The 19,352-nt window shown below is 64.2% G+C and carries 21 protein-coding genes and 1 tRNA gene; 20 read left to right on the forward strand and 2 right to left on the reverse strand.

The features are described from left to right. Window positions 1–70 precede the first annotated feature (70 nt). The 7 genes from GEV02_RS18065 to GEV02_RS18095 all read left to right on the forward strand — a co-directional run bounded on the left by GEV02_RS18065 (window position 71) and on the right by GEV02_RS18095 (window position 7,834). A complete protein-coding gene (locus tag GEV02_RS18065; RefSeq protein ID WP_152805926.1) occupies window positions 71–1,042 on the forward strand; it encodes a bifunctional riboflavin kinase/FAD synthetase in 972 nt (323 codons plus the stop codon). 65 nt (window positions 1,043–1,107) lie between these two features. After that, window positions 1,108–3,975 (forward strand): isoleucine--tRNA ligase, encoded by a 2,868-nt coding sequence (gene ileS, locus GEV02_RS18070; RefSeq protein ID WP_152839295.1) that lies wholly within the window; start codon window positions 1,108–1,110, stop codon window positions 3,973–3,975. Between the two features lie 124 nt (window positions 3,976–4,099). Continuing rightward, window positions 4,100–4,603 carry a signal peptidase II gene (lspA, locus tag GEV02_RS18075; protein WP_008451443.1) on the forward strand — a complete coding sequence of 168 codons (504 nt, stop codon included), beginning with the start codon at window positions 4,100–4,102 and terminating at the stop codon, window positions 4,601–4,603. 26 nt (window positions 4,604–4,629) lie between these two features. Continuing rightward, entirely contained in the window at window positions 4,630–5,853 is a 1,224-nt protein-coding gene (gene coaBC / locus GEV02_RS18080; RefSeq protein ID WP_174999178.1) for a bifunctional phosphopantothenoylcysteine decarboxylase/phosphopantothenate--cysteine ligase CoaBC, read from the forward strand. A gap of 2 nt (window positions 5,854–5,855) precedes the next feature. Further along, window positions 5,856–6,305 (forward strand): dUTP diphosphatase, encoded by a 450-nt coding sequence (gene dut, locus GEV02_RS18085; protein WP_152805937.1) that lies wholly within the window; start codon window positions 5,856–5,858, stop codon window positions 6,303–6,305. A gap of 22 nt (window positions 6,306–6,327) precedes the next feature. Continuing rightward, entirely contained in the window at window positions 6,328–7,428 is a 1,101-nt protein-coding gene (locus GEV02_RS18090) for a M48 family metallopeptidase (RefSeq protein ID WP_152839297.1), read from the forward strand. Between the two features lie 13 nt (window positions 7,429–7,441). After that, entirely contained in the window at window positions 7,442–7,834 is a 393-nt protein-coding gene (locus tag GEV02_RS18095) for a surface-adhesin E family protein (protein WP_152839298.1), read from the forward strand. Between the two features lie 14 nt (window positions 7,835–7,848). Here GEV02_RS18095 and GEV02_RS33570 read toward each other — a convergent pair whose 3' ends face one another. Then, window positions 7,849–7,980, reverse strand: a complete 132-nt coding sequence (locus GEV02_RS33570; protein ID WP_268878643.1) for a hypothetical protein — start codon at window positions 7,978–7,980, stop codon at window positions 7,849–7,851. A gap of 43 nt (window positions 7,981–8,023) precedes the next feature. Between GEV02_RS33570 and GEV02_RS18100 the strand changes: the two genes are divergently transcribed. From GEV02_RS18100 to GEV02_RS18135, 8 genes are all read left to right on the forward strand, one after another. Next, the gene (locus GEV02_RS18100) at window positions 8,024–9,046 is read left to right on the forward strand and encodes an XdhC family protein (RefSeq protein ID WP_152839299.1); all 1,023 of its coding nucleotides are present in this window, start codon (window positions 8,024–8,026) and stop codon (window positions 9,044–9,046) included. A gap of 97 nt (window positions 9,047–9,143) precedes the next feature. Next, window positions 9,144–10,034, forward strand: coding sequence for a DMT family transporter (locus GEV02_RS18105; RefSeq protein ID WP_152839300.1), 891 nt, complete (start codon window positions 9,144–9,146; stop codon window positions 10,032–10,034). After that, the gene (locus GEV02_RS18110; protein ID WP_328595847.1) at window positions 10,031–10,936 is read left to right on the forward strand and encodes a DNA-3-methyladenine glycosylase 2; all 906 of its coding nucleotides are present in this window, start codon (window positions 10,031–10,033) and stop codon (window positions 10,934–10,936) included. The genes GEV02_RS18105 and GEV02_RS18110 overlap by 4 nt, the downstream gene beginning before the upstream one ends. Before the next feature lie 66 nt (window positions 10,937–11,002). Further along, entirely contained in the window at window positions 11,003–11,869 is an 867-nt protein-coding gene (locus GEV02_RS18115; protein WP_152839301.1) for a class I SAM-dependent methyltransferase, read from the forward strand. Beyond that, window positions 11,866–12,735, forward strand: a complete 870-nt coding sequence (gene accD / locus GEV02_RS18120) for an acetyl-CoA carboxylase, carboxyltransferase subunit beta (RefSeq protein WP_328595848.1) — start codon at window positions 11,866–11,868, stop codon at window positions 12,733–12,735. Before GEV02_RS18115 ends, accD begins: the two co-directional genes overlap by 4 nt. Window positions 12,736–12,764: 29 nt before the next feature. Further along, window positions 12,765–13,805: a MerR family transcriptional regulator gene (locus GEV02_RS18125; RefSeq protein WP_152839302.1), complete on the forward strand. Its 1,041-nt coding sequence runs from the start codon at window positions 12,765–12,767 to the stop codon at window positions 13,803–13,805. A 51-nt stretch (window positions 13,806–13,856) separates the two neighbouring features. After that, a complete protein-coding gene (locus GEV02_RS18130; RefSeq protein ID WP_152839303.1) occupies window positions 13,857–14,297 on the forward strand; it encodes a DUF29 domain-containing protein in 441 nt (146 codons plus the stop codon). A gap of 58 nt (window positions 14,298–14,355) precedes the next feature. Beyond that, window positions 14,356–14,796 carry a DUF29 domain-containing protein gene (locus GEV02_RS18135; RefSeq protein ID WP_152839304.1) on the forward strand — a complete coding sequence of 147 codons (441 nt, stop codon included), beginning with the start codon at window positions 14,356–14,358 and terminating at the stop codon, window positions 14,794–14,796. A gap of 46 nt (window positions 14,797–14,842) precedes the next feature. On the opposite strand, the gene GEV02_RS18140 is transcribed toward GEV02_RS18135, so the two are convergent. Beyond that, window positions 14,843–14,919, reverse strand: a tRNA-Met gene (locus GEV02_RS18140). A gap of 173 nt (window positions 14,920–15,092) precedes the next feature. Here GEV02_RS18140 and GEV02_RS18145 point away from each other — a divergent pair. The 5 genes from GEV02_RS18145 to GEV02_RS18165 all read left to right on the forward strand — a co-directional run bounded on the left by GEV02_RS18145 (window position 15,093) and on the right by GEV02_RS18165 (window position 19,346). Beyond that, the gene (locus GEV02_RS18145; RefSeq protein ID WP_008451458.1) at window positions 15,093–15,668 is read left to right on the forward strand and encodes an NUDIX hydrolase; all 576 of its coding nucleotides are present in this window, start codon (window positions 15,093–15,095) and stop codon (window positions 15,666–15,668) included. Window positions 15,669–15,683: 15 nt separating this feature from the next. Further along, complete coding sequence (gene aat, locus GEV02_RS18150) at window positions 15,684–16,412, forward strand: leucyl/phenylalanyl-tRNA--protein transferase (protein WP_152806012.1); 729 nt, start codon at window positions 15,684–15,686, stop codon at window positions 16,410–16,412. 74 nt (window positions 16,413–16,486) lie between these two features. Continuing rightward, a complete protein-coding gene (locus tag GEV02_RS18155; RefSeq protein WP_152839305.1) occupies window positions 16,487–17,215 on the forward strand; it encodes an arginyltransferase in 729 nt (242 codons plus the stop codon). A gap of 32 nt (window positions 17,216–17,247) precedes the next feature. Next, window positions 17,248–18,288: a quinone-dependent dihydroorotate dehydrogenase gene (locus GEV02_RS18160; protein ID WP_152839306.1), complete on the forward strand. Its 1,041-nt coding sequence runs from the start codon at window positions 17,248–17,250 to the stop codon at window positions 18,286–18,288. Window positions 18,289–18,299: 11 nt separating this feature from the next. Then, window positions 18,300–19,346, forward strand: coding sequence for an aldo/keto reductase (locus GEV02_RS18165; RefSeq protein WP_152839307.1), 1,047 nt, complete (start codon window positions 18,300–18,302; stop codon window positions 19,344–19,346). The last annotated feature ends 6 nt before the right edge of the window (window positions 19,347–19,352 follow it).

Below are 19,352 nucleotides of genomic sequence, written 5' to 3' on the forward strand. Positions count from 1 at the left end.
CGATAACTGTCGGCTACCGCAAACAAACCGTATAATCCTCCATTTAGCGACAGTTCCCCCCCAGATTCCCATGAAGGTATTTCGAGGTCTACCCAATGCAGCGGCGCGTGCGCCCTGCGCGCTCACGATAGGCAACTTTGACGGTGTCCACCTCGGCCACCAGGCATTGCTGGGCCGCGTGCGCGCGGCTGCCTCCGGCCTCGGGTTGGAAGCGGCCGTGATGACCTTCGAACCGCATCCGCGCGAATTCTTCGCGCAGAAGGCCGGCGACCTGTCGAAGGCGCCGCCGCGCATCGCCAACCTGCGCGACAAGCTGCAATCGCTGTCCGACAACGGCATCGACCGCGTCATCGTCGAGCACTTTTCGGCGCCGTTCGCGGCCCTGACGCCGCAGGAATTCACCGAGAAGGTGCTGGTCGAAGGCCTGCACGTCAAATGGCTGATGGTCGGCGACGACTTCTGCTACGGCGCCCGCCGCGCCGGCAACGTGCAGATGCTGCAGGAAGCGGGCCAGCGCTACGGCTTCCACGTCGAGACCCTGCCGACCGTGATGAACGGCAGCACCCGCATCTCCTCCTCCGCCGTGCGCGCCGCGCTGGCCGAGGGCGACTTCGTGCACGCCGAGGCGCTGCTGGGCCATCCCTACGCCATCTCCGGCCACGTGATCCACGGCCAGAAACTGGGCCGCACGCTGGGCTTCCCCACGCTGAACCTGCGCGTGCCGCACCGCCCCGCGCTGTCCGGCATCTTCATCGTGCAGGTGCACGGCCTGGCCGAGCAGCCATTGCCGGCCGTCGCCAGCCTGGGCGTGCGCCCCACCGTCGACGACAGCGGCCGCGTGCTGCTGGAGGTCCACGTGTTCGACTTCGCCCAGAACTGCTACGGCAAACAGGTGCGCGTCGAATTCCTGCACAAGATACGCGACGAAGAAAAATACATCGACCTGCCGACGCTGACCGCCGCCATAGACCGCGACGCTCTCCAGGCCCGAGAGTTCTTCAAAGAGCGCGACGGCGCCACCACGGCCACCGACCGAATTTAACCGCGCGACCAGCTACGCGCGCCGGCTACACCGAACTCCCCGAATAAAAATCACTGAAGATAACCATGTCCGATAACAAATCTGCAAAGAAGCCTGAAAGTAAATACCCGGTCAACATGACCGAAACCCCATTCCCGATGCGCGGCGATATGGCCAAGCGCGAGCCAAACTGGGTCAAGGACTGGCAGGAAAAGAAGATCTACGAGCGCGTGCGCAAAGCCGCCGCCGGCCGTCCTAAATTCATCCTGCACGACGGTCCTCCGTACGCCAACGGCGACATCCACATCGGCCACGCCGTCAACAAGATCCTGAAAGACATGGTGGTCAAGGCCCGCGGCATGGCCGGCTACGACGCGCCCTACGTGCCGGGCTGGGATTGCCACGGCATGCCGATCGAGATCCAGATCGAAAAACAATACGGCAAGAACCTGCCGACCGCCGAAGTGCTGACCAAGGCCCGCGCCTACGCGCTGGAGCAGGTCGACCGCCAGCGCAAGGACTTCATCCGCCTGGGCGTGCTGGGCGAATGGCAGAACCCTTACCTGACCATGAACTACTCGAACGAGGCCGACGAACTGCGCGCCCTCGGCCAGCTGCTGGAAAAAGGCTACGTCTACCGCGGCCTGAAGCCGGTCAACTGGTGCTTCGACTGCCAGTCCGCCCTGGCCGAAGCCGAAGTGGAATACCAGGACAAGCGCGATCCGGCCATCGACGTCGGCTTCAAGTTCGCCGAATTCGACAAGCTGGCCACCGCCTTCAGCCTGGACAAGCTGCCGACCGAAAACGGCTTCATCGTCATCTGGACCACCACCCCTTGGACCATCCCGTCCAACCAGGCGCTGAACGTCAACGCCGAAGTGATCTACTCGCTGGTGCAGACCGAGCGTGACGGCCAGCCTTTGCTGCTGATCCTGGCGCAAGACCTGGTGGAAGCCTGCCTGGCGCGCTACAAGCTCGAAGGCACGACCATCGCCACCTGCCACGGCGCGGCGCTGGCCGGCATCAGCTTCCGCCATCCGCTGCACGCGTCCGATGCCTTCTTCGATCGCCTGTCGCCGATGTACCTGGCCGAATACGTGACCACCGAAAGCGGTACCGGCGTGGTGCACTCCGCGCCAGCCTACGGCCTGGACGACTTTATCTCCTGCCGCGCACACGGCATGAAGGACGAGAACATCCTGACCCCGGTGATGGGCGACGGTAAATTCGCCTCCACGCTGCCGCTGTTCGGCGGCATGACGATCTGGGAAGCCTCCAAGCCGATCTGCAACGCGCTGAAGGAAGTGGGCGCGCTGTTCGAAGTGAAGATGTTCGACCACAGCTACATGCACTGCTGGCGCCACAAGTCGCCGATCATCTACCGCGCCACCTCGCAGTGGTTCGCCGGCATGGACTCGCACCCGAAAGACGGCGGCCCGACGCTGCGCCAGACCGCGCTCAAAGGCATCGACGAAACCAAGTTCTTCCCGGACTGGGGCAAGGCGCGCCTGCACGGCATGATCGCCAACCGTCCCGACTGGACCCTGTCGCGCCAACGCCAGTGGGGCGTGCCGATGGCCTTCGTGGTCCACAAGGAAACCGGCGCGCTGCATCCGCGCACGCCGGAACTGCTGGAGCAAGTGGCCAAGCTGATCGAGAAGAGCGGCATCGACGCCTGGCTGGCGCTGGACCTGAAAGACCTGATCGGCGACGAAGCGGCAAGCTATGAAAAGAACAAGGACACGCTGGACGTCTGGTTCGATTCCGGCTCGACCCACCAGACCGTGCTGCGCGGCTCGCACAAGGAACAATCGGCCTTCCCGGCCGACCTGTACCTGGAAGGTTCGGACCAGCACCGCGGCTGGTTCCACTCCTCGCTGCTGACCTCCTCGATGCTGAACGGCGCCCCGCCGTACAAGGCGCTGCTGACCCACGGCTTCGTGGTCGACGGCGAAGGCAAGAAGATGTCCAAGTCGATCGGCAACACCATCGCGCCGCAGGACGTGTGGAACAAGCTGGGCGCCGACATGCTGCGCCTGTGGGTCGCCACCACCGACTACACCGGCGAACTGTCGATCTCCGACGAGATCCTCAAGCGCGTCACCGAAGCCTATCGCCGCATCCGCAACACGCTGCGCTTCCTGCTGGCCAACCTGTCGGACTTCGACGCCGCCAAGGACGCGGTGGCGATCGACGAGATGCTGGAAATCGACCGCTACGCCGTCGCCAACATGGCCGCGCTGCAGGCGGAGATCGCCGAGCACTACATGCAGTATGAATTCCAGCCGGTCTACTCCAAGCTGCAGAACTTCTGCTCGGAAGACCTGGGCGGCTTCTACCTGGACGTGCTGAAGGATCGCCTGTACACCACGGCCGTCACCTCGCACGCGCGCCGCTCGGCGCAGACCGCGCTGTGGCACATCACGCAAAGCCTGCTGCGCGTGATGGCGCCGGCGCTGTCGTTCACGGCGGAAGAAGCATGGGCGATCTTCGCCGGCGAAGAGGCTTACAAGGCCAGCGACGAAACCATCTTCACGCAGACCTGGTGGAAGCTGCCGGAAGCCGCCGACGCGGCCGCCCTGCTGGCCAAGTACACGGCCCTGCGCGCAGTCCGCGCCGACGTCACCAAACAGCTGGAAGATGTACGCACCTCGGGCGCCATCGGCTCGTCGCTGCAGGCGGAGCTGACCATCAAGGCATCTGGCGACAAGTACCAGCTGCTGGCCAGCCTGGACGACGATCTGAAGTTCGTCTTCATCACCTCGGCCGCGCAAGCGGTGCAGGTGGCGAGCGAAGCGGAAGAAGCGGTCGAAGTGGCGGCCTCCACCGCCGCCAAGTGCGAGCGCTGCTGGCACTACCGCGCCGACGTCGGTTCGCATGCGGACCACCCTACCCTGTGCGGCCGTTGCCACAGCAATCTGTTCGGTGCGGGCGAAAAACGCAAGTTCGCTTAAGATATGAACCCGTCGTTCCCGCGAAAGCGGGAACCCATGCTGAGTGGGCGGCGGATGCTCAGCATGGATTCCCGCCTGCGCGGGAATGACGACGCTAGCCGTTTCGAACCAATTTGAATAACTCATGGCCACCAAAAAAATCTTTCCGACCAAATCCTCGGCCAGCCTGACGCCATGGCTCGGCATCGCCGCCATCGTCGTCCTGTTCGACCAGCTGTCCAAGATCACCATCACCAAGACCTTCCAGCTCGGTGAAGAGAAAGTCATCACCTCCTTCTTCAACCTGGTGCTGGCCTATAACAAGGGCGCGGCCTTCAGCTTCCTGCAGAACAGCGGTGGCTGGCAGCGCTACTTCTTCACCGCCATCGCCCTGGGCGCGGCGGCGTGGATCATCGTCCTGCTGAAAAAGCACGGCAGCCAGCGCATGTTCTCGTGGGCGCTGTCGCTGATCCTGGGCGGCGCCATCGGCAACGTCATCGACCGCATCCTGTACGGCCACGTGGTCGACTTCCTCGATTTCCACTGGAGCGGATTGGGCCACTTCCCGGCGTTTAACATCGCCGACTCGGCCATCTGCATCGGTGCGGCGCTGTTCATCCTAGATGAGCTGCGCCGGGTGAACAAGTAAACTCGCACTAACTGGAGTACAGCATGATGGAATTGATCGGCAAGAAAATCGTCCTCGGCCTGACCGGCGGCGTGGCCTGCTACAAGGCGGCGGAACTGTGCCGCGCGCTGACCAAGGCCGGCGCCTCGGTGCAGGTCGTGATGACCGACGCCGCCGCCCACTTCATCACCGCCGTCACCATGCAGGCGCTGTCGGGCAACAAGGTATTCAGCAGCCAGTGGGATCCGCGCGTCGACAACAACATGGCCCACATCGACGTCACCCGTGACGCCGACGCCATCCTGATCGTGCCCTGCTCGGCGGACTTCATGTACAAGCTGGCGCACGGCGTCTGCGATGACCTGCTGTCGACCATGTGCCTGGCGCGTCCGCGCCTGGTGCCGCTGCTGGTGGCGCCGGCCATGAACGTGGAGATGTGGCAGAACCCCGCCACCCAGCGCAACGCGCAGCAGCTGCGCGACGACGGCATCGTGCTGTTCGGCCCCGCCTCCGGCGACCAGGCCTGCGGCGAAGTGGGCATGGGCCGCATGCTGGAACCGGCGCAGCTGCTCGAAGAATTGATCGCCTCCTTCCAGCAGAAGGTTTTGGCGGGCAAGCGCATCCTGATCACCGCCGGCCCGACTTTCGAACCGATCGACCCGGTGCGCGGCATCACCAATCTGTCCTCGGGCAAGATGGGCTACGCCGTGGCGCGCGCCGCGCGCGAAGCCGGCGCCGAAGTCATCCTGGTATCGGGACCGACCGCGCTGCCGGCGCCGTTCGGCGTCACCCGCATCAACGTGCAAAGCGCGCTGCAGATGCACGACGCGGTGATGGCCAATGTCGACCACCAGCACATCTTCATCGCCGTGGCTGCGGTGGCCGACTGGCGCGTGTCCAACTCCAGCGAGCAGAAACTGAAGAAGAACCCGGACGGCTCCGTGCCGGACCTGAAGTTCGAACAGAACCCGGACATTCTCGCCACCGTCGCCGCCCGCACCACGCTGGCCGGCCATCCGTACTGCGTGGGCTTCGCCGCCGAATCGGAGAACCTGATCCAGTTCGGCGCCGACAAGCGCGAGAAAAAAGGCATCCCCCTGCTAGTAGGGAATATCGGCCACCACACCTTCGGCCAGGACGACAACACCATCATCCTGTTCGATGAAAACGGCCACACCATACTGCCGCGCGCCGACAAACTGACGCTGGCGCGCCAACTGATTTCCGAGATCTCGAAACGGATCTCGCAGCACTCGCTCTTCGCAAAGTAATTATGAAAAATATCGACGTCAAAATCCTCGACCCGCGCATGAAAGACCAGATGCCGGCCTACGCCACCCCGGGTTCCGCCGGTCTCGATCTGCGCGCCTGCATCGACGCGCCGATGGTCATCGAAGCCGGTCAGACCGTGCTGATTCCAACCGGCCTGGCGATCCACGTCGCCGATCCGGGCTACGCCGCCATGATCCTGCCGCGCAGCGGCATGGGCCACAAAAACGGCATCGTGCTGGGGAATCTGGTAGGCTTGATCGACTCCGACTACCAGGGCCAGTTGATGATCTCGACCTGGAACCGCGGCCACAGCACCTTCACGCTGAACCCGATGGAACGCCTGGCGCAGCTGATTATCGTACCGGTGCTGCAGGTCGGCTTCAATGTGGTCGAAGAATTCGGCGACAGCGAACGCGGTGAAGGTGGTTTCGGCAGCACCGGCAAACACTAACAAAAACAGACGGAGACCCGGGATGGGCCAGCAGACAAACAAGATCAATAAATTCGCCTCATTGTCCCTGTTGGCGGCAGCCTCGCTGCTGTCGGCCTGCTCGACCTTCAAATCCAAGCCGGCGCCCGCGCCGGCCGAACCGGTGGTGGCCCGCGTCATCACCGAAGAGCCGCCGGTGGTCACCGCCAAGATGGCCGCCGCGCGCGAATCCTTGAGCCAGATGGTGGCGCTGCAGGACCGCCTGTACCGCATCGTCGCCCCGCTGTTGATCAACAACGCGGACCTGTGCCGCACGCAGGCGCGCAACCTGCTCGGCTTCACAGCCAAGAACAAATTCTCGTACAGCGGCGAATTCGTCGACGCCGCGCAAGCGGTGCTGAACTACGGCGACCGCCTGGAAGTAGCCAGCGTGCTGGCCGGCAGCGGCGCCGCGCGCGCCGGCTTGCGCAAGGGCGACGGCCTGGTCGCCGCCGAAGGCAAGACCCTGCCGACCGGCCAGAACGCCGAAACGCAAGCCGCCGGCATCCTCGGCCCGCTGGTCTCCGGCCACCAGTCGCTCAACCTGATCGTCTCCCGCGATGGCCGCAACCAGGAGCTCAACGTGCCGGTCACGCGCGCCTGCGCCTTCAAGATCGACCTTGGCAACTCGGACAATATCAACGCCTACTCCGACGGCCAGCGCGTGCTGATTACGCGCGGCATGGTCAACTTCGCGCAGAGCGACGAAGCCATCGCCTACGTGCTGGCCAAGGACATCGCCCACAATGTGCTGGGCCACGCAGCCACCACCCGCTCGGCCTACACGGTCGGCAGCATCATCGACAACCTGGTGTCGGTGCGGCCCGACGTGTACATGCTGATCGGCACAGCAGGTGTCAAGCCCATGCCGCAGGAGCTCGACGCGGCGGCCGACTACCTGTCCCTGTACATGGTGGCGCGCGCCGGCTACAGCCTGGATCACGCGCACGCCTTCTGGCAGCGCCTGGCCGGACAATATCCCGCCACGGTGCTGAACGGGTATACTGCCATTCATCCCGCCGTCAATTACCGCCTGTCGGTGATCGACAAGACCATCGCCGAAATCAAGGGCAAGCAGGCGGCCAAGAAACCGCTGGTGCCGTAGCACGGAGACCGCCATGAACAAGCCGGGCCTGTTGGCAATCATCTTGATATTGATGTGTAGCGGGGTCCAGGCGGCGCAATGGGCCAAGGTCAAGGGCGATGGCGCCGGCGTGTTCTACATCGACAAGGCCAGCATCATCAAGGCCGACAAGACCCGCAAGGTCTGGTCCATGCGCAGCTTCAGCAAGCCGCAGACCACGCCCGAGGGCAAGCCTTACCGCTCGGTCAAGGCGCTTCATCTCTATTCCTGCGAAGACCGCACCACCGTGCTGCTGTCGCAAGTGTTCTACCCCGAGGCCATGGGCAAGGGGGAACCGGTCGAAAACTACAAATACGAGAAGTTCAACCCGGAAGACATCGTGCCGGACAGCCCGTTCGACAACGCGCTGGCGGCCGTGTGCAAATAGCTTAGTTTGGGCGCTTAGTTGGGGAAGTTGGGGAACACACTCCCCATCAGCCAGGTCAGGCCCGCGCAAGCCAGCACGGCGAGTATCAGCACGATCAGCAGACGGCCGAATTTAGGTGAGCCGTCGTCTTCCTTGGGAGTGGTCATCGCAGTTCCTGCAAGCTTAAGAGAGCCGTAGTATATTCCATCCATGGACAGCATCGACCTCGAAGTACTCAAAACCAGCGCAGCGTGGATCGCCGCCGGGCACCGCTGCGAACTGATCACCGTCATCAAGACCTGGGGCTCCAGTCCAAGGCCCATCGGCGCCACGCTGGCCATCTGCGACGATGGCACGGTGATAGGCTCTGTCTCCGGCGGCTGCATCGAGGACGACCTGATCGCCCGCGTGCGCAACGAAGGCATGCGCCGCGCCATTCCCGAAATCGTCAGCTACGGCATCACCGCCGACGAGGCGCACCGCTTCGGCCTGCCCTGCGGCGGCACCATCGAGCTGGCCATCGAACCGCTGTCGGACCGCAGCCGCATCGCCGAGCTGCTGGAGCGGCTGGAGCGGCACGAACTGGTGCAGCGCCGGCTCGACCTGCACAGCGGCGACGTGGAGCTGTCCAAGGCCGCGCCGGGCGCGCAGATGCAGGTCAGCGAGCGCGCCATGGTCAGCGTGCATGGACCGCGCTGGCGGCTGCTGATTATCGGCGCCGGCCAGTTGTCGCGCTTCCTGGCGCAGATCGCCACCGCCATGGACTACCACGTAACCGTCTGCGATCCGCGCGAAGAGTACCGCGCCGGCTGGCAGGTCGACGGCGTGCAGCTGGTGCACGACATGCCCGACGATATAGTGCTGTGCATGCAGCTGGACCGCCGCAGCGCCGTGGTCGCACTGACCCACGACCCCAAGCTGGACGACCTGGCCTTGATGGAGGCGCTGAAGTCGGACGCCTTCTACGTCGGCGCCATCGGCTCGCGCCTGAACAACAGCAAGCGCCGCGAGCGGCTGCTGCAGTTCGACCTGACGCCGGAACAGCTGGCCCGCCTGCATGGTCCGATAGGCCTCTACATCGGCAGCAAGACGCCGTCCGAAATCGCCATCTCCATCCTGGCCGAAATGACCGCGATTAAAAACGGCGTGCCGACCACGATGCTGATCCCGCACGCTGCCACGCCGACCGCGCCGGGCGAGAACGCCTGCGCCGTGGAGAGCGGCGCGGTCTAGAAAACCGCAAGCCCGGACAATTCAAAAGCAAGAACCGGCTATCTCTGCATCGGCGAGTGCCGGACAATAGCGCAAACTATCCACCACTGGAATCCGCATGAGCTCCGCCAATCTGTTCCGCCTGATCTTCCTCGCCGCCATCTGGGGCGGTTCCTTCCTGTTCATGCGCATCGCCGCGCCGGTGCTGGGCGCCGCCGTGTTGATCGAATACCGCGTGCTGTTTGCGTCGCTGTTCCTGGCCGTGATCGCGCTGGTGCTGAAAAAGCCGCTGAACCTGCGCCAGCACTGGCAGCACTACCTGATACTCGGCCTGTTCAACTCCGCGCTGCCGTTCCTGATGTTCGCCTTCGCCGCGCGCACGCTGTCGGCCTCCCTGCTGGCCGTGCTGAACGCCACCACGCCGCTGTGGGGCACGCTGATCGGCGCCATCTGGACCCGCCACATGGTCAGCGCCAAGGTGATGCTCGGCCTGGTGCTGGGCGCTTGTGGCGTGGCGCTGCTGGTCGGTTTCGACCATGTCAGCACCAAGCCCGGCGCCGGCATCGCCATCGCCGCCGTGCTGTTCGCGTCCTTCAACTACGGCATCGCCAGCAACTACGCCAAGCAGGCAAAGACGGTCGAACCGTTCTCCAACGCGCACGGTTCGATGTGGGCCTCCACGCTGCTGGTGCTGCCGGCGCTGCCCTTCTTCCCCGCCCCCGGCGAACCGACCATCGGCATCATGGGCGCCGTGCTGGCATTGGGTGTGCTGTGCAGCGGCGTGGCTTACCTGATCTACTTCCGTTTGATCCAGGATGTCGGCCCTTCGTCGGCGCTGACCGTCACCTTCCTCAGCCCACTGTTCGGCATCCTGTGGGGCATGCTGTTCCTCGGCGAGAGCGTAGGCTGGTACACCTTCGTCGGCGCAGCGATCGTCATCACCGGCACCGCGCTGGTGACGGGCTTCCGTCCCAGCTTCGGCTTCCTGAACAAGGCCAAGACCGCGTGAAGCCCTTTACTCTGGCCCTGCCGGCCAACTACCGGCTGCACGACGTACTGGCCTTCCACAGCCGCGACGCCGAAAGCGTGGCCGAGGAAGTCAGCCCGGAGCGCCTGCGCAAGGGCATGCTGATCGCCGGCGTGCCGGTGGTGCTGGAGATCGTCCCCGACCACGTCGCCGCGCCCACCAGCGCCAGCTGCACCGTGCATGCTGACGGCAAGCTGTCTCCGGCCGCGCAGGAGCAGGTGCGCGAGGCGGCGTTGAGCATCCTCGGACTGCGCATCGATCCCGAACCGTTCAGCGCCTTCGCCGCCAGGGACAAGATGTTCGGCCCGCTGACGCGCGCGCAACCGGGCCTGCGCATCGTGCAATCGGCCACCGTGTTCGAGGCGCTGACGTGGGCCATCATCGGCCAGCAGATCAACCTGTCGTTCGCGATATCGTTGCGGCGCACCTTCATCCTGCAAGCGGGCCGGCAGCACAGCAGCGGCTTGTGGTGCTACCCCGCCGCAGCCGATGCGGCCAGGCTGCAAATCGACGACCTGACCAGCCGCAAATTCTCGCGCGCGAAAGCGGAAACGCTGCTGCGCCTGGCCGGCCTGGTCGCCAGCGGCGAGCTGCCGCTGGAGCTGTCGCCATCGAACAGTATCGAGCAGGTGTCTGCCGCGCTGCTGGCCGTCAAAGGCATCGGCCCGTGGACCGTCAACTACGGCCTGCTGCGCGGCTACGGCTACGCCGACTGTTCGCTGCACGGCGACGTCGCCATCCGCGCCGCGCTGCAAGCCCTGCTCGGCGAAGAGACCAAGCCGGATATGCCGCGCACCGAAAAAATCCTGGCCAAGTACAGCCCTCACCGCACCATGGCCGCCGCCCACCTGTGGGCCAGCCTGCATCCGCGCTCCCCGGATTAAGATTTTGCTTGAGCCTGACGCTGCGTCAGGCTTTACGCTGCCTGCATTATCCTGAAGGAGTATGCAATGCAGCTATCGCCCCTCGGCCACCTGGCCGGCCCCAAGCCCAGCGCCTGGATGACCGCCACCCTGCGCGCCGCGCATCAACTGTTCGACCAGCCGCTGATCCTGCGCGATACGGTGTCCCTGCGCATCCTGGGCGCCGAGCGTGAAGCCGCTTTGCACGCTGACGAGGAACGCCAGCGCCATCCGCTGGCCGTAGCCATGCGCGCCACGCTGGTGGTGCGCGCGCGTCTGGCCGAAGACAGCTGGCAGGCCGCGCATAGTCAAGGCGTGAATCAGTACGTCATCCTCGGCGCCGGCCTCGATACCTACGCCTATCGCGCCGACTGCCTGCCGACCGCGCAGCTGTACGAAGTCGACCTGCCCGCCATGCAGCAGTGGAAGCGCGACTGCCTGCGCGCAGCGGACATCGCGGAGCCGGCATCGCTGCACTACGTCGCCACCGATTTCGAACACAGCTCGCTGAGCGACGACCTGCAACAGGCAGGCCTGGACGATGATGCGCCGACATGCTTCTCCTGGCTGGGCGTCACCATGTACCTGCGGCCGGACGCCGTGATGAACACTTTGCAGGATATCGCCGCCTACCCGCAGGGCACCAGCATCGTGTTCGACTACTGCGTGCACGCCGACCAGTTGACGGAGCCCGAACGCATGGGCCTTCAGGTCGTGACGACCGCGCTCGCGGCGCAGGGCGAACATCTGCTCAGCGCCTTCGCGCCGCAGCAACTGGAGCACATGCTGCGCCACTACGGCTTCAGCCAGGTCGAACACTTCGGCGCGCAGGAACTCACCGAACGCTATCTCGCCGACCGCATCGACGGCCTGCGCTTGAGCGGCATCTTCCGCATGGTCAGGGCGACGGTGTGAGCTGGCTGGAACGACTCCTCCCGCCGCACATCAAGCGCGGCGGCGAACAGCGGCAGTCCATCCCTTCCGGCCTGTGGCTCAAGTGTCCGGCTTGCGATGCGGTACTGTACCGCGCAGACCTGGAAGCGAATCTGCATGTCTGCCCCAAATGCAGCCATCATCTGCGCATCAGGGCGCGCGCACGCCTAGATGCGCTGCTGGACATCGGCGGCCGGCATGAAATCGGCCAGGAAGTACTGCCCGTCGACACGCTGAAATTCAAAGGCAGCAAGAGCTATCCCGAACGTCTGAAGGCGGCGATGGAAGCCACCGGCGAAACCGACGCCATGATCGTCATCAGCGGCGCCATCCTGTCAGTACCGGTGGTGGTAGCGTGCTTCGAGTTCGACTTCATGGGCGGTTCGATGGGCGCGGTGGTGGGCGAGCGCTTTGTGCGCGGCGTGCAGGCGGCGATCGACCAGCATGTGCCCTTCATCTGCATCACCGCCAGCGGCGGCGCGCGCATGCAGGAGGGGCTGATGTCGCTGATGCAGATGGCGAAGACCACCGCCATGCTGACCAAGCTGGCGGAAAAGAAGCTGCCCTTCGTGTCGGTGCTGACCGATCCGACTTCGGGCGGCATCTCGGCCTCGTTCTGCTTCCTGGGCGATCTGGTGCTGGCCGAGCCGAAGGCGCTGATCGCCTTCACCGGCGCGCGCGTCATCAAGAGCACGCTGGGCGTGACGCTGCCTGAGGGCTACCAGCGGCCCGAGTTCTTGCTCGAACGCGGCGCCATCGACATGATCGTCGACCGCCGCACCATGCGCGCCGAGCTGGCCGCGCTCCTGGCGCTGCTGCTGAAACTGCCGAAGGATGCACTGGCCTGAGACAGCGCGGCTGTCGTACACTAGCGCGCATGAAAGAACATCGCGACCGCGCCGTCTTGAAAATCGGCGAACTGGCCACGCGCACCGGCCTGACGGTGCGCGCGCTGCACCACTACGACAGCATCGGCCTGCTGACGCCATCGGCGCGCGCGGATTCCGGCTACCGCCTGTACAACCGCGATGATGTCGCACGCCTGCATCAGATCCAGGCGCTGCGGCGCTTCGGCATGTCGCTGGCCGACATCGCCACCTTCCTCGCCAGCCCGGACGCGCCCTTCGCCGACATCGTCGCGCAGCAGATCGATGCGCTGGGCAGGGAGATCGCGCAAGCCAGCGCCTTGCGCGACAAGCTGTCGCAACTGCACCGGCAATTGGCCGATGGTGACGAGCCGGATCTGGAGGCGTGGCTGTCGGCGCTGACGCTGATGGGGCTCTACGAAAAATACTTCACCAAGGACGAGTTGAAGCGCCTGCCCTTCTGGCAGCAGGATGCGCGCCGCAACAGCGGGTGGTCCACGCTGGTCGGGCAGATCCAGGCCTTGATGGATCAAGGCGTGCCAACCAGCAGCGAGCAGGCGCGCGAACTGTCGGAGCGCTGGATGCTGATGCTCGAACGCGATACGGCCGCCAATCCCGATTTCGTCCGACGGCTGGGCATCATGATGGAGGTCGAGCCGTCGGCGCAGCAGCACACAGGCGTCACGCCGCAGCTGAAGCACTACATGGCCGACGCGTTCGGCGAGCACAAGCTGGCGCTGTATGCGCGCTATCTGGACGTCGATGAGTTGGAACGTCTGCGGGCCGGTATCTCCAGCCATGTGCCGGAGTGGATGGCGTTGATTGCGGCGGTCCATCAGCACATGGAGAGCGGCGCGGCGCCGGGCGACGCGACCTCGCAGGAGCTGGCGCGCGAGTGGATGACGCTGTTCCGCATCCGCATCGGCGACAACCCTGCCACGCTGGCGAAGATCCGCCACGCGCACGAACAGGAACCGCGCCTGCTGACCGGCACCTGGATCACACCCGCCATGCTCGATTTCATCCGCCTATCCTACGCTGCGGCGGTTTGATTCGGCGTAAAGTAAAGGTCCACACAACGCCTACGCTAGCGGAGGTGCCCCATGGACGATCACATCGACAGCGACTACGAACGCGATTTTCTCGTCTGGACCGAAGCCCAGGTAGCGCTGCTGCGCGCACGGAAGTTTGAGCAGCTGGATTTGGAAAACGTCATCGAAGAACTCGAAGCCGTGGCCAGACGAGACAAACGCGAAGTCGCGCATCGTATGGAGAAGCTGCTGACGCATCTGCTGAAATGCAGGGTTCAGCCCGAACGCATCAGCAACAGCTGGCGCAGGACGATCAGCGAGCAACGCAAGCAAATTGCCCGCATCTTGAAAGACATGCCCAGCCTGCGCCCCGTGCTCGACCACTACATCGCAGACAGCTATCCCGACGCGATCAAACAAGCAGCCCGCGAAACGCATCTACCGCCAAGCAGCTTCCCACAGCAGAATCCCTACACGACCGAGCAAATACTCGACGAGGATTTCCTCCCCTAGCTTTGATTCGGCGTAAAGTAATAGTCCTCATCGCGCCCTAACATCGCGAAGGTGCCCCATGGACGATCACATCAACAGCGACTACAAGACCGACATCCTTGCGTGGATCAACCACCAAGTGGAACTGCTGCGCGCCCGCAGGCTGGACGAGCTGGATCTGGAAAATCTCATCGAAGAAATCGCGTGCATGGGTATCGATTTGAAGCACGAACTGGAACACCGCATGGAACTGCTGATCATGCACCTGCTGAAGTGCAAGTACCAGCGCGAGCGTATCTCCGGCAGCTGGCGCGGGACCATCCGCGAACAACGCCGCAGGATCGCCCGCCTGCTCAAAGACGCCCCCAGCCTGGCCCGCACCGTCGACGATTACCTGGACGAGAGCTACACAGCAGCCGCCGCGCGCGCGGCCGATGAAACCGGGTTGCCCCCGGCAACATTCCCGCCGGCGACCCCGTTCAGCAAACAACAAGTCTTCGATCCCGACTTTTTGCCATGAAAACGAAAAAGCCGCTGATACCTGACGGTATCAACGGCTTCAAATTTGGTTGCGGGGACAGGATTTGAACCTGTGACCTTCGGGTTATGAGCCCGACGAGCTGCCAGACTGCTCCACCCCGCGTCTGTATGTACGTATTATAGGGCAAATCCTTACGTTAGGCAATATTAATCCTGAAATCGGCCGCGATAGCCCGAATATATGTAGTTACCTATAGGCATAGGCCATGCCGCGCAGGCGACTATCGGTGTAAAGTAAGCACCGTGAGCCTACATAACGACTTGAGCTATCCCCCTATGAAATTCTGTTCCGAATGCGCCTCCCCCGTCAGCCTGTCCATCCCGGCCGGCGACAACCGCCCGCGCTATGTGTGCGGCAACTGCGCCACCATCCACTACCAGAACCCGAAAATGGTGCTGGGCTCCATCCCCGTGTGGGAAGGCGACGGCGAGCTGAAAGTCCTGCTGTGCAAGCGCGCGATCGAACCGCGCCACGGCTTCTGGACGCTGCCGGCCGGCTTCATGGAAAACAATGAGACCACCAGCGAGGCGGCTATCCGCGAAACCCAGGAAGAAGCCGGCGCCAACATCGAACTGGGCAAGCTGTTCACGCTGCTGAACGTGGCCCGCGTGCACCAGGTCCACATGTTCTACCTGGCCAAGCTGCTCGACCTGGACTTCGCGCCCGGCGAGGAAAGCCTGGAAGTGCAATTGTTCACGGAAGCGGAAATCCCGTGGGACGACCTGGCCTTCCCCACCATCCGCACCACGCTGGAACTGTTCTTCGCCGACCGCGTCAAAATACGCGAGGGCGGCAGCTACGGCTTCCACACCCAGGATATCATCCGCAACATGCGCTCGGACCTGACGTAACGTGACGCTGTACCTATGATTCCCTGGCTAGATCCCGACAGCCCCTTCCCCGACGTCGCCGAGGCGCTGACCACCGACGCACCCGGCCTGCTGGCGGCCGGCGCCGACCTGTCGCCGCAGCGCCTGCTGACGGCTTATCGTAACGGCATCTTTCCCTGGTTTTCCGAAGGCCAGCCCATCCTGTGGTGGAGCACCGATCCGCGCATGGTGCTGATGACGCAAAATTTCCGCATCTCGGACAGCCTGAAGAAAACCCTGCGCAAGGTCGAACGCGAGATGGCCAATGGCGGCCGCTGGCAGGTGCGCTTCGACACCGCCTTCGAACAGGTGATGCGCGCCTGCGCCGCCCCGCGCCGCGACGGCCCCGGCACCTGGATCTCGGAAGACATCATCGCCGGCTACACCGGCCTGCACAAACTCGGCTACGCCCACTCGGCCGAACTGTGGCTGGACGGCCAACTGGTCGGCGGCGCCTACGGCGTGTCGATAGGCCGCATGTTCTACGGCGAATCGATGTTCGCGCGCGTCACCGACGGTTCCAAGATCGCCTTGGCCTACCTGGTGCGCTTCCTGCGCGATCATGGCGTCGCGATGATCGATTGCCAACAGGAGACCGGCCACCTGGCCTCGCTGGGCGCGTCGCCGATACCGCGCGCGCAATTCCTGGCGCATCTGCGCAACACAATTGAATTGCCTCAGATCACCGAGTGGGAACCCATTGCACCGCTGGCTGCGGACAGTTAAGCTAAAGGTGGCGAGCGCCGCTGCGAAAGTGGCGTTATCATAGGTATAAACAAACCGCCCCCGATAGGACGTGCATGACGCACCTGAACGATCTCCCTTTCGCGACGCTGCAGTTTTACACCACGGCGCCCTACCCTTGCAGCTATCTGGACGCGCGCCAGGCGCGCTCGCAGGTGGCGACGCCTTCACACCTGATCAACGCCGACGTCTATTCCGAACTGGTCAAGAACGGCTTCCGCCGCAGCGGCATCTTTACTTATCGTCCATATTGCGACGGCTGCCAGGCCTGCATTCCGGTGCGCGTGGTGGCCGAGCAGTTCGCGCCCAACCGCGGCCAGCGCCGCGCGTGGAGCCGGCATGGCGACCTGACGGCGGGCGTCGCCACGCTGTCCTTCTCCGACGAACACTACGACCTCTACCTGCGCTACCAGAGCAAGCGCCACGCCGGCGGCGGCATGGACCAGGACAGCCGCGACCAGTACGCGCAATTCCTGCTGCAAAGCCGCGTCAACACGCGGCTGGTGGAGTTCCGCGAGCCGGACGGCACGCTGCGCATGATCAGCATCATCGACGTGCTGTCGGACGGGCTGTCGTCGGTCTACACCTTCTTCGATCCCGATGTCGAGGGCGCCTCCTACGGCACCTTCAACGTGCTGTGGCAGATCGCCCAGGCGCGCGAGCTGAAGCTGCCCTATGTCTACCTGGGCTACTGGATCAAGGAAAGTCCGAAAATGTCCTACAAAACCAACTTCAAACCGCTGGAGGCGCGCATCAAGGGCGTGTGGAGCGTGCTGGACGCCTGATAAAATACGGGGAACGTCAACCTGAGCTCCCCATGTCCGAAAAATTCCTGTACTCGCTGGCCCGTCCGATGTTGTTTTCAATGGACGCCGAAGCCGCGCACCACTTCACCCTTCCCGCACTCAAGCGCGCCGCCGCGCTCGGCCTGACCAAGCTGGTCAAGCAGCCCAAGGCCGATCCACGCACCGTGATGGGCATTACGTTTAAAAACCCGGTCGGCCTGGCCGCCGGCCTGGACAAGGACGGCGCCTACATCGACGCGCTGGCCGACCTGGGCTTCGGTTCGATCGAAGTGGGCACCGTGACGCCACGCGCGCAAGCGGGCAATCCCAAGCCGCGCATGTTCCGCCTGCCGGAAGCGAACGCCATCATCAACCGCATGGGCTTCAACAACGGCGGCGTCGACGCCTTCGTCGCCAATGTGCAGTCGTCGCGCTTCTACCAGGACAAGGCCGGCGTGCTGGGCCTGAACATCGGCAAGAACGCCGACACGCCGATCGAACGCGCCACCGACGACTACCTGCACTGCCTGGAAAAAGTCTACCCTTACGCCAGCTATGTGACGGTCAACATCTCTTCGCCGAACACCAAGAACCTGCGCCAGCTGCAAGGCGGCTCGGAACTGGACGGCCTGCTGGGCACCTTGAAGGAAGCCCAGCTGCGCCTGGCCGACCAGCACAAGCGCTACGTGCCGCTGGCCCTGAAGATCGCGCCGGACATGGATGGCGACCAGGTCAAGAACATCGCCGACGCGCTGCTGCGCCACAAGATCGACGGCGTCATCGCCACCAACACCACGCTGAGCCGCGACGCCGTCACCGGCATGCTGCACGGCGCCGAAGCGGGCGGCCTGTCGGGCGCGCCGGTGTTCGAGTTCTCCAACACCGTGATCCGCCTGCTCAAGGCCGAGCTGGGCGATGCATTGCCCATCATCGGCGTGGGCGGCATCATGCGCGGCGCGGACGCCAGGGTCAAAATGGATTGCGGCGCGCAACTGGTGCAGCTGTACAGCGGCCTGATCTACGCAGGCCCGGCGCTGGTGCGCGATTGCGCGGACGCCGTGCGCGGCAAGTAAAAGGAGCAGGCATGCAGCAGACTCAACTCGGCACGAGCGACCTGAGCGTCAGCAAGATCTGCCTGGGCACGATGACCTTCGGCGAGCAGAACACCGAAGCCGACGCCCACAGCCAGCTGGACTACGCGCTGGAGCGCGGCATCAACTTCATCGACACGGCGGAAATGTACCCGGTCATGCCGCGCGCGGAAACGCAGGGCGCGACCGAACGCTACATCGGCAGCTGGCTGAAGAAGACGGGCGCGCGCAGCAAGGTGGTGCTGGCCACCAAGGCCGCCGGTCCCAACGCCAACATCAGCTGGGTACGCGGCGGCAAGCAGAACTTCGATGCCGCCAATCTGCGCGCGGCGGTCGACACCAGCCTGCAGCGGCTGCAAACCGACCATATCGATTTATACCAATTGCACTGGCCCAGCCGCAACGTGCCGATCTTCGGCGCCAGCGCCTTCAATCCCAAGCTGGAGCGCGCCAGCGTGGCGATCGAGGAAACGCTGGCCGCGCTGGGCGGGTTGATCAAGGAAGGCAAGATCGGCGCGATCGGCGTGTCCAACGAATCGTGCTGGGGCGTGAACGAGTTCATCAAGCAATCCGAGATGCAGGGCCTGCCGCGCATCGCCACCATCCAGAACCTGTATAACCTGACCGCGCGCCACTACGAAACCAGCCTGCTGGACGAGACCTGCTTCCGCGAAAACGTCAGCCTGCTGGCGTACAGCCCGCTGGCTTTCGGCCAGCTGACCGCCAAGTACCACGACGACCCGAAGGCCCGCGGCAGGCTGACGCTGTTCCCGCCGACGTGGAGCCCGCGCTACCTGCGCCCGCAGGTGCTGGAAGCGGTGGCGCAATACGCCAGGCTGGCGCGCGAGCACGGCATCACGCCGACGCAACTGGCGCTGGCGTGGTGCTACTCGCGCTGGTTCGTGGCCTCGACCATCATCGGCGCCACCACGCTGGCGCAGCTGAAGGAAAACATCGACGCCTTCGAACTGCAACTGCCGCCCGAAGTGCTGGCGCAGGTGGACGCGATCCACGCTCGCATTCCCAATCCGGGCCAGTAATCCCTT

It is taken from the genome of Rugamonas aquatica (assembly GCF_009380215.1).
GTDB classification, from domain to species: domain Bacteria; phylum Pseudomonadota; class Gammaproteobacteria; order Burkholderiales; family Burkholderiaceae_D; genus Rugamonas; species Rugamonas aquatica_B.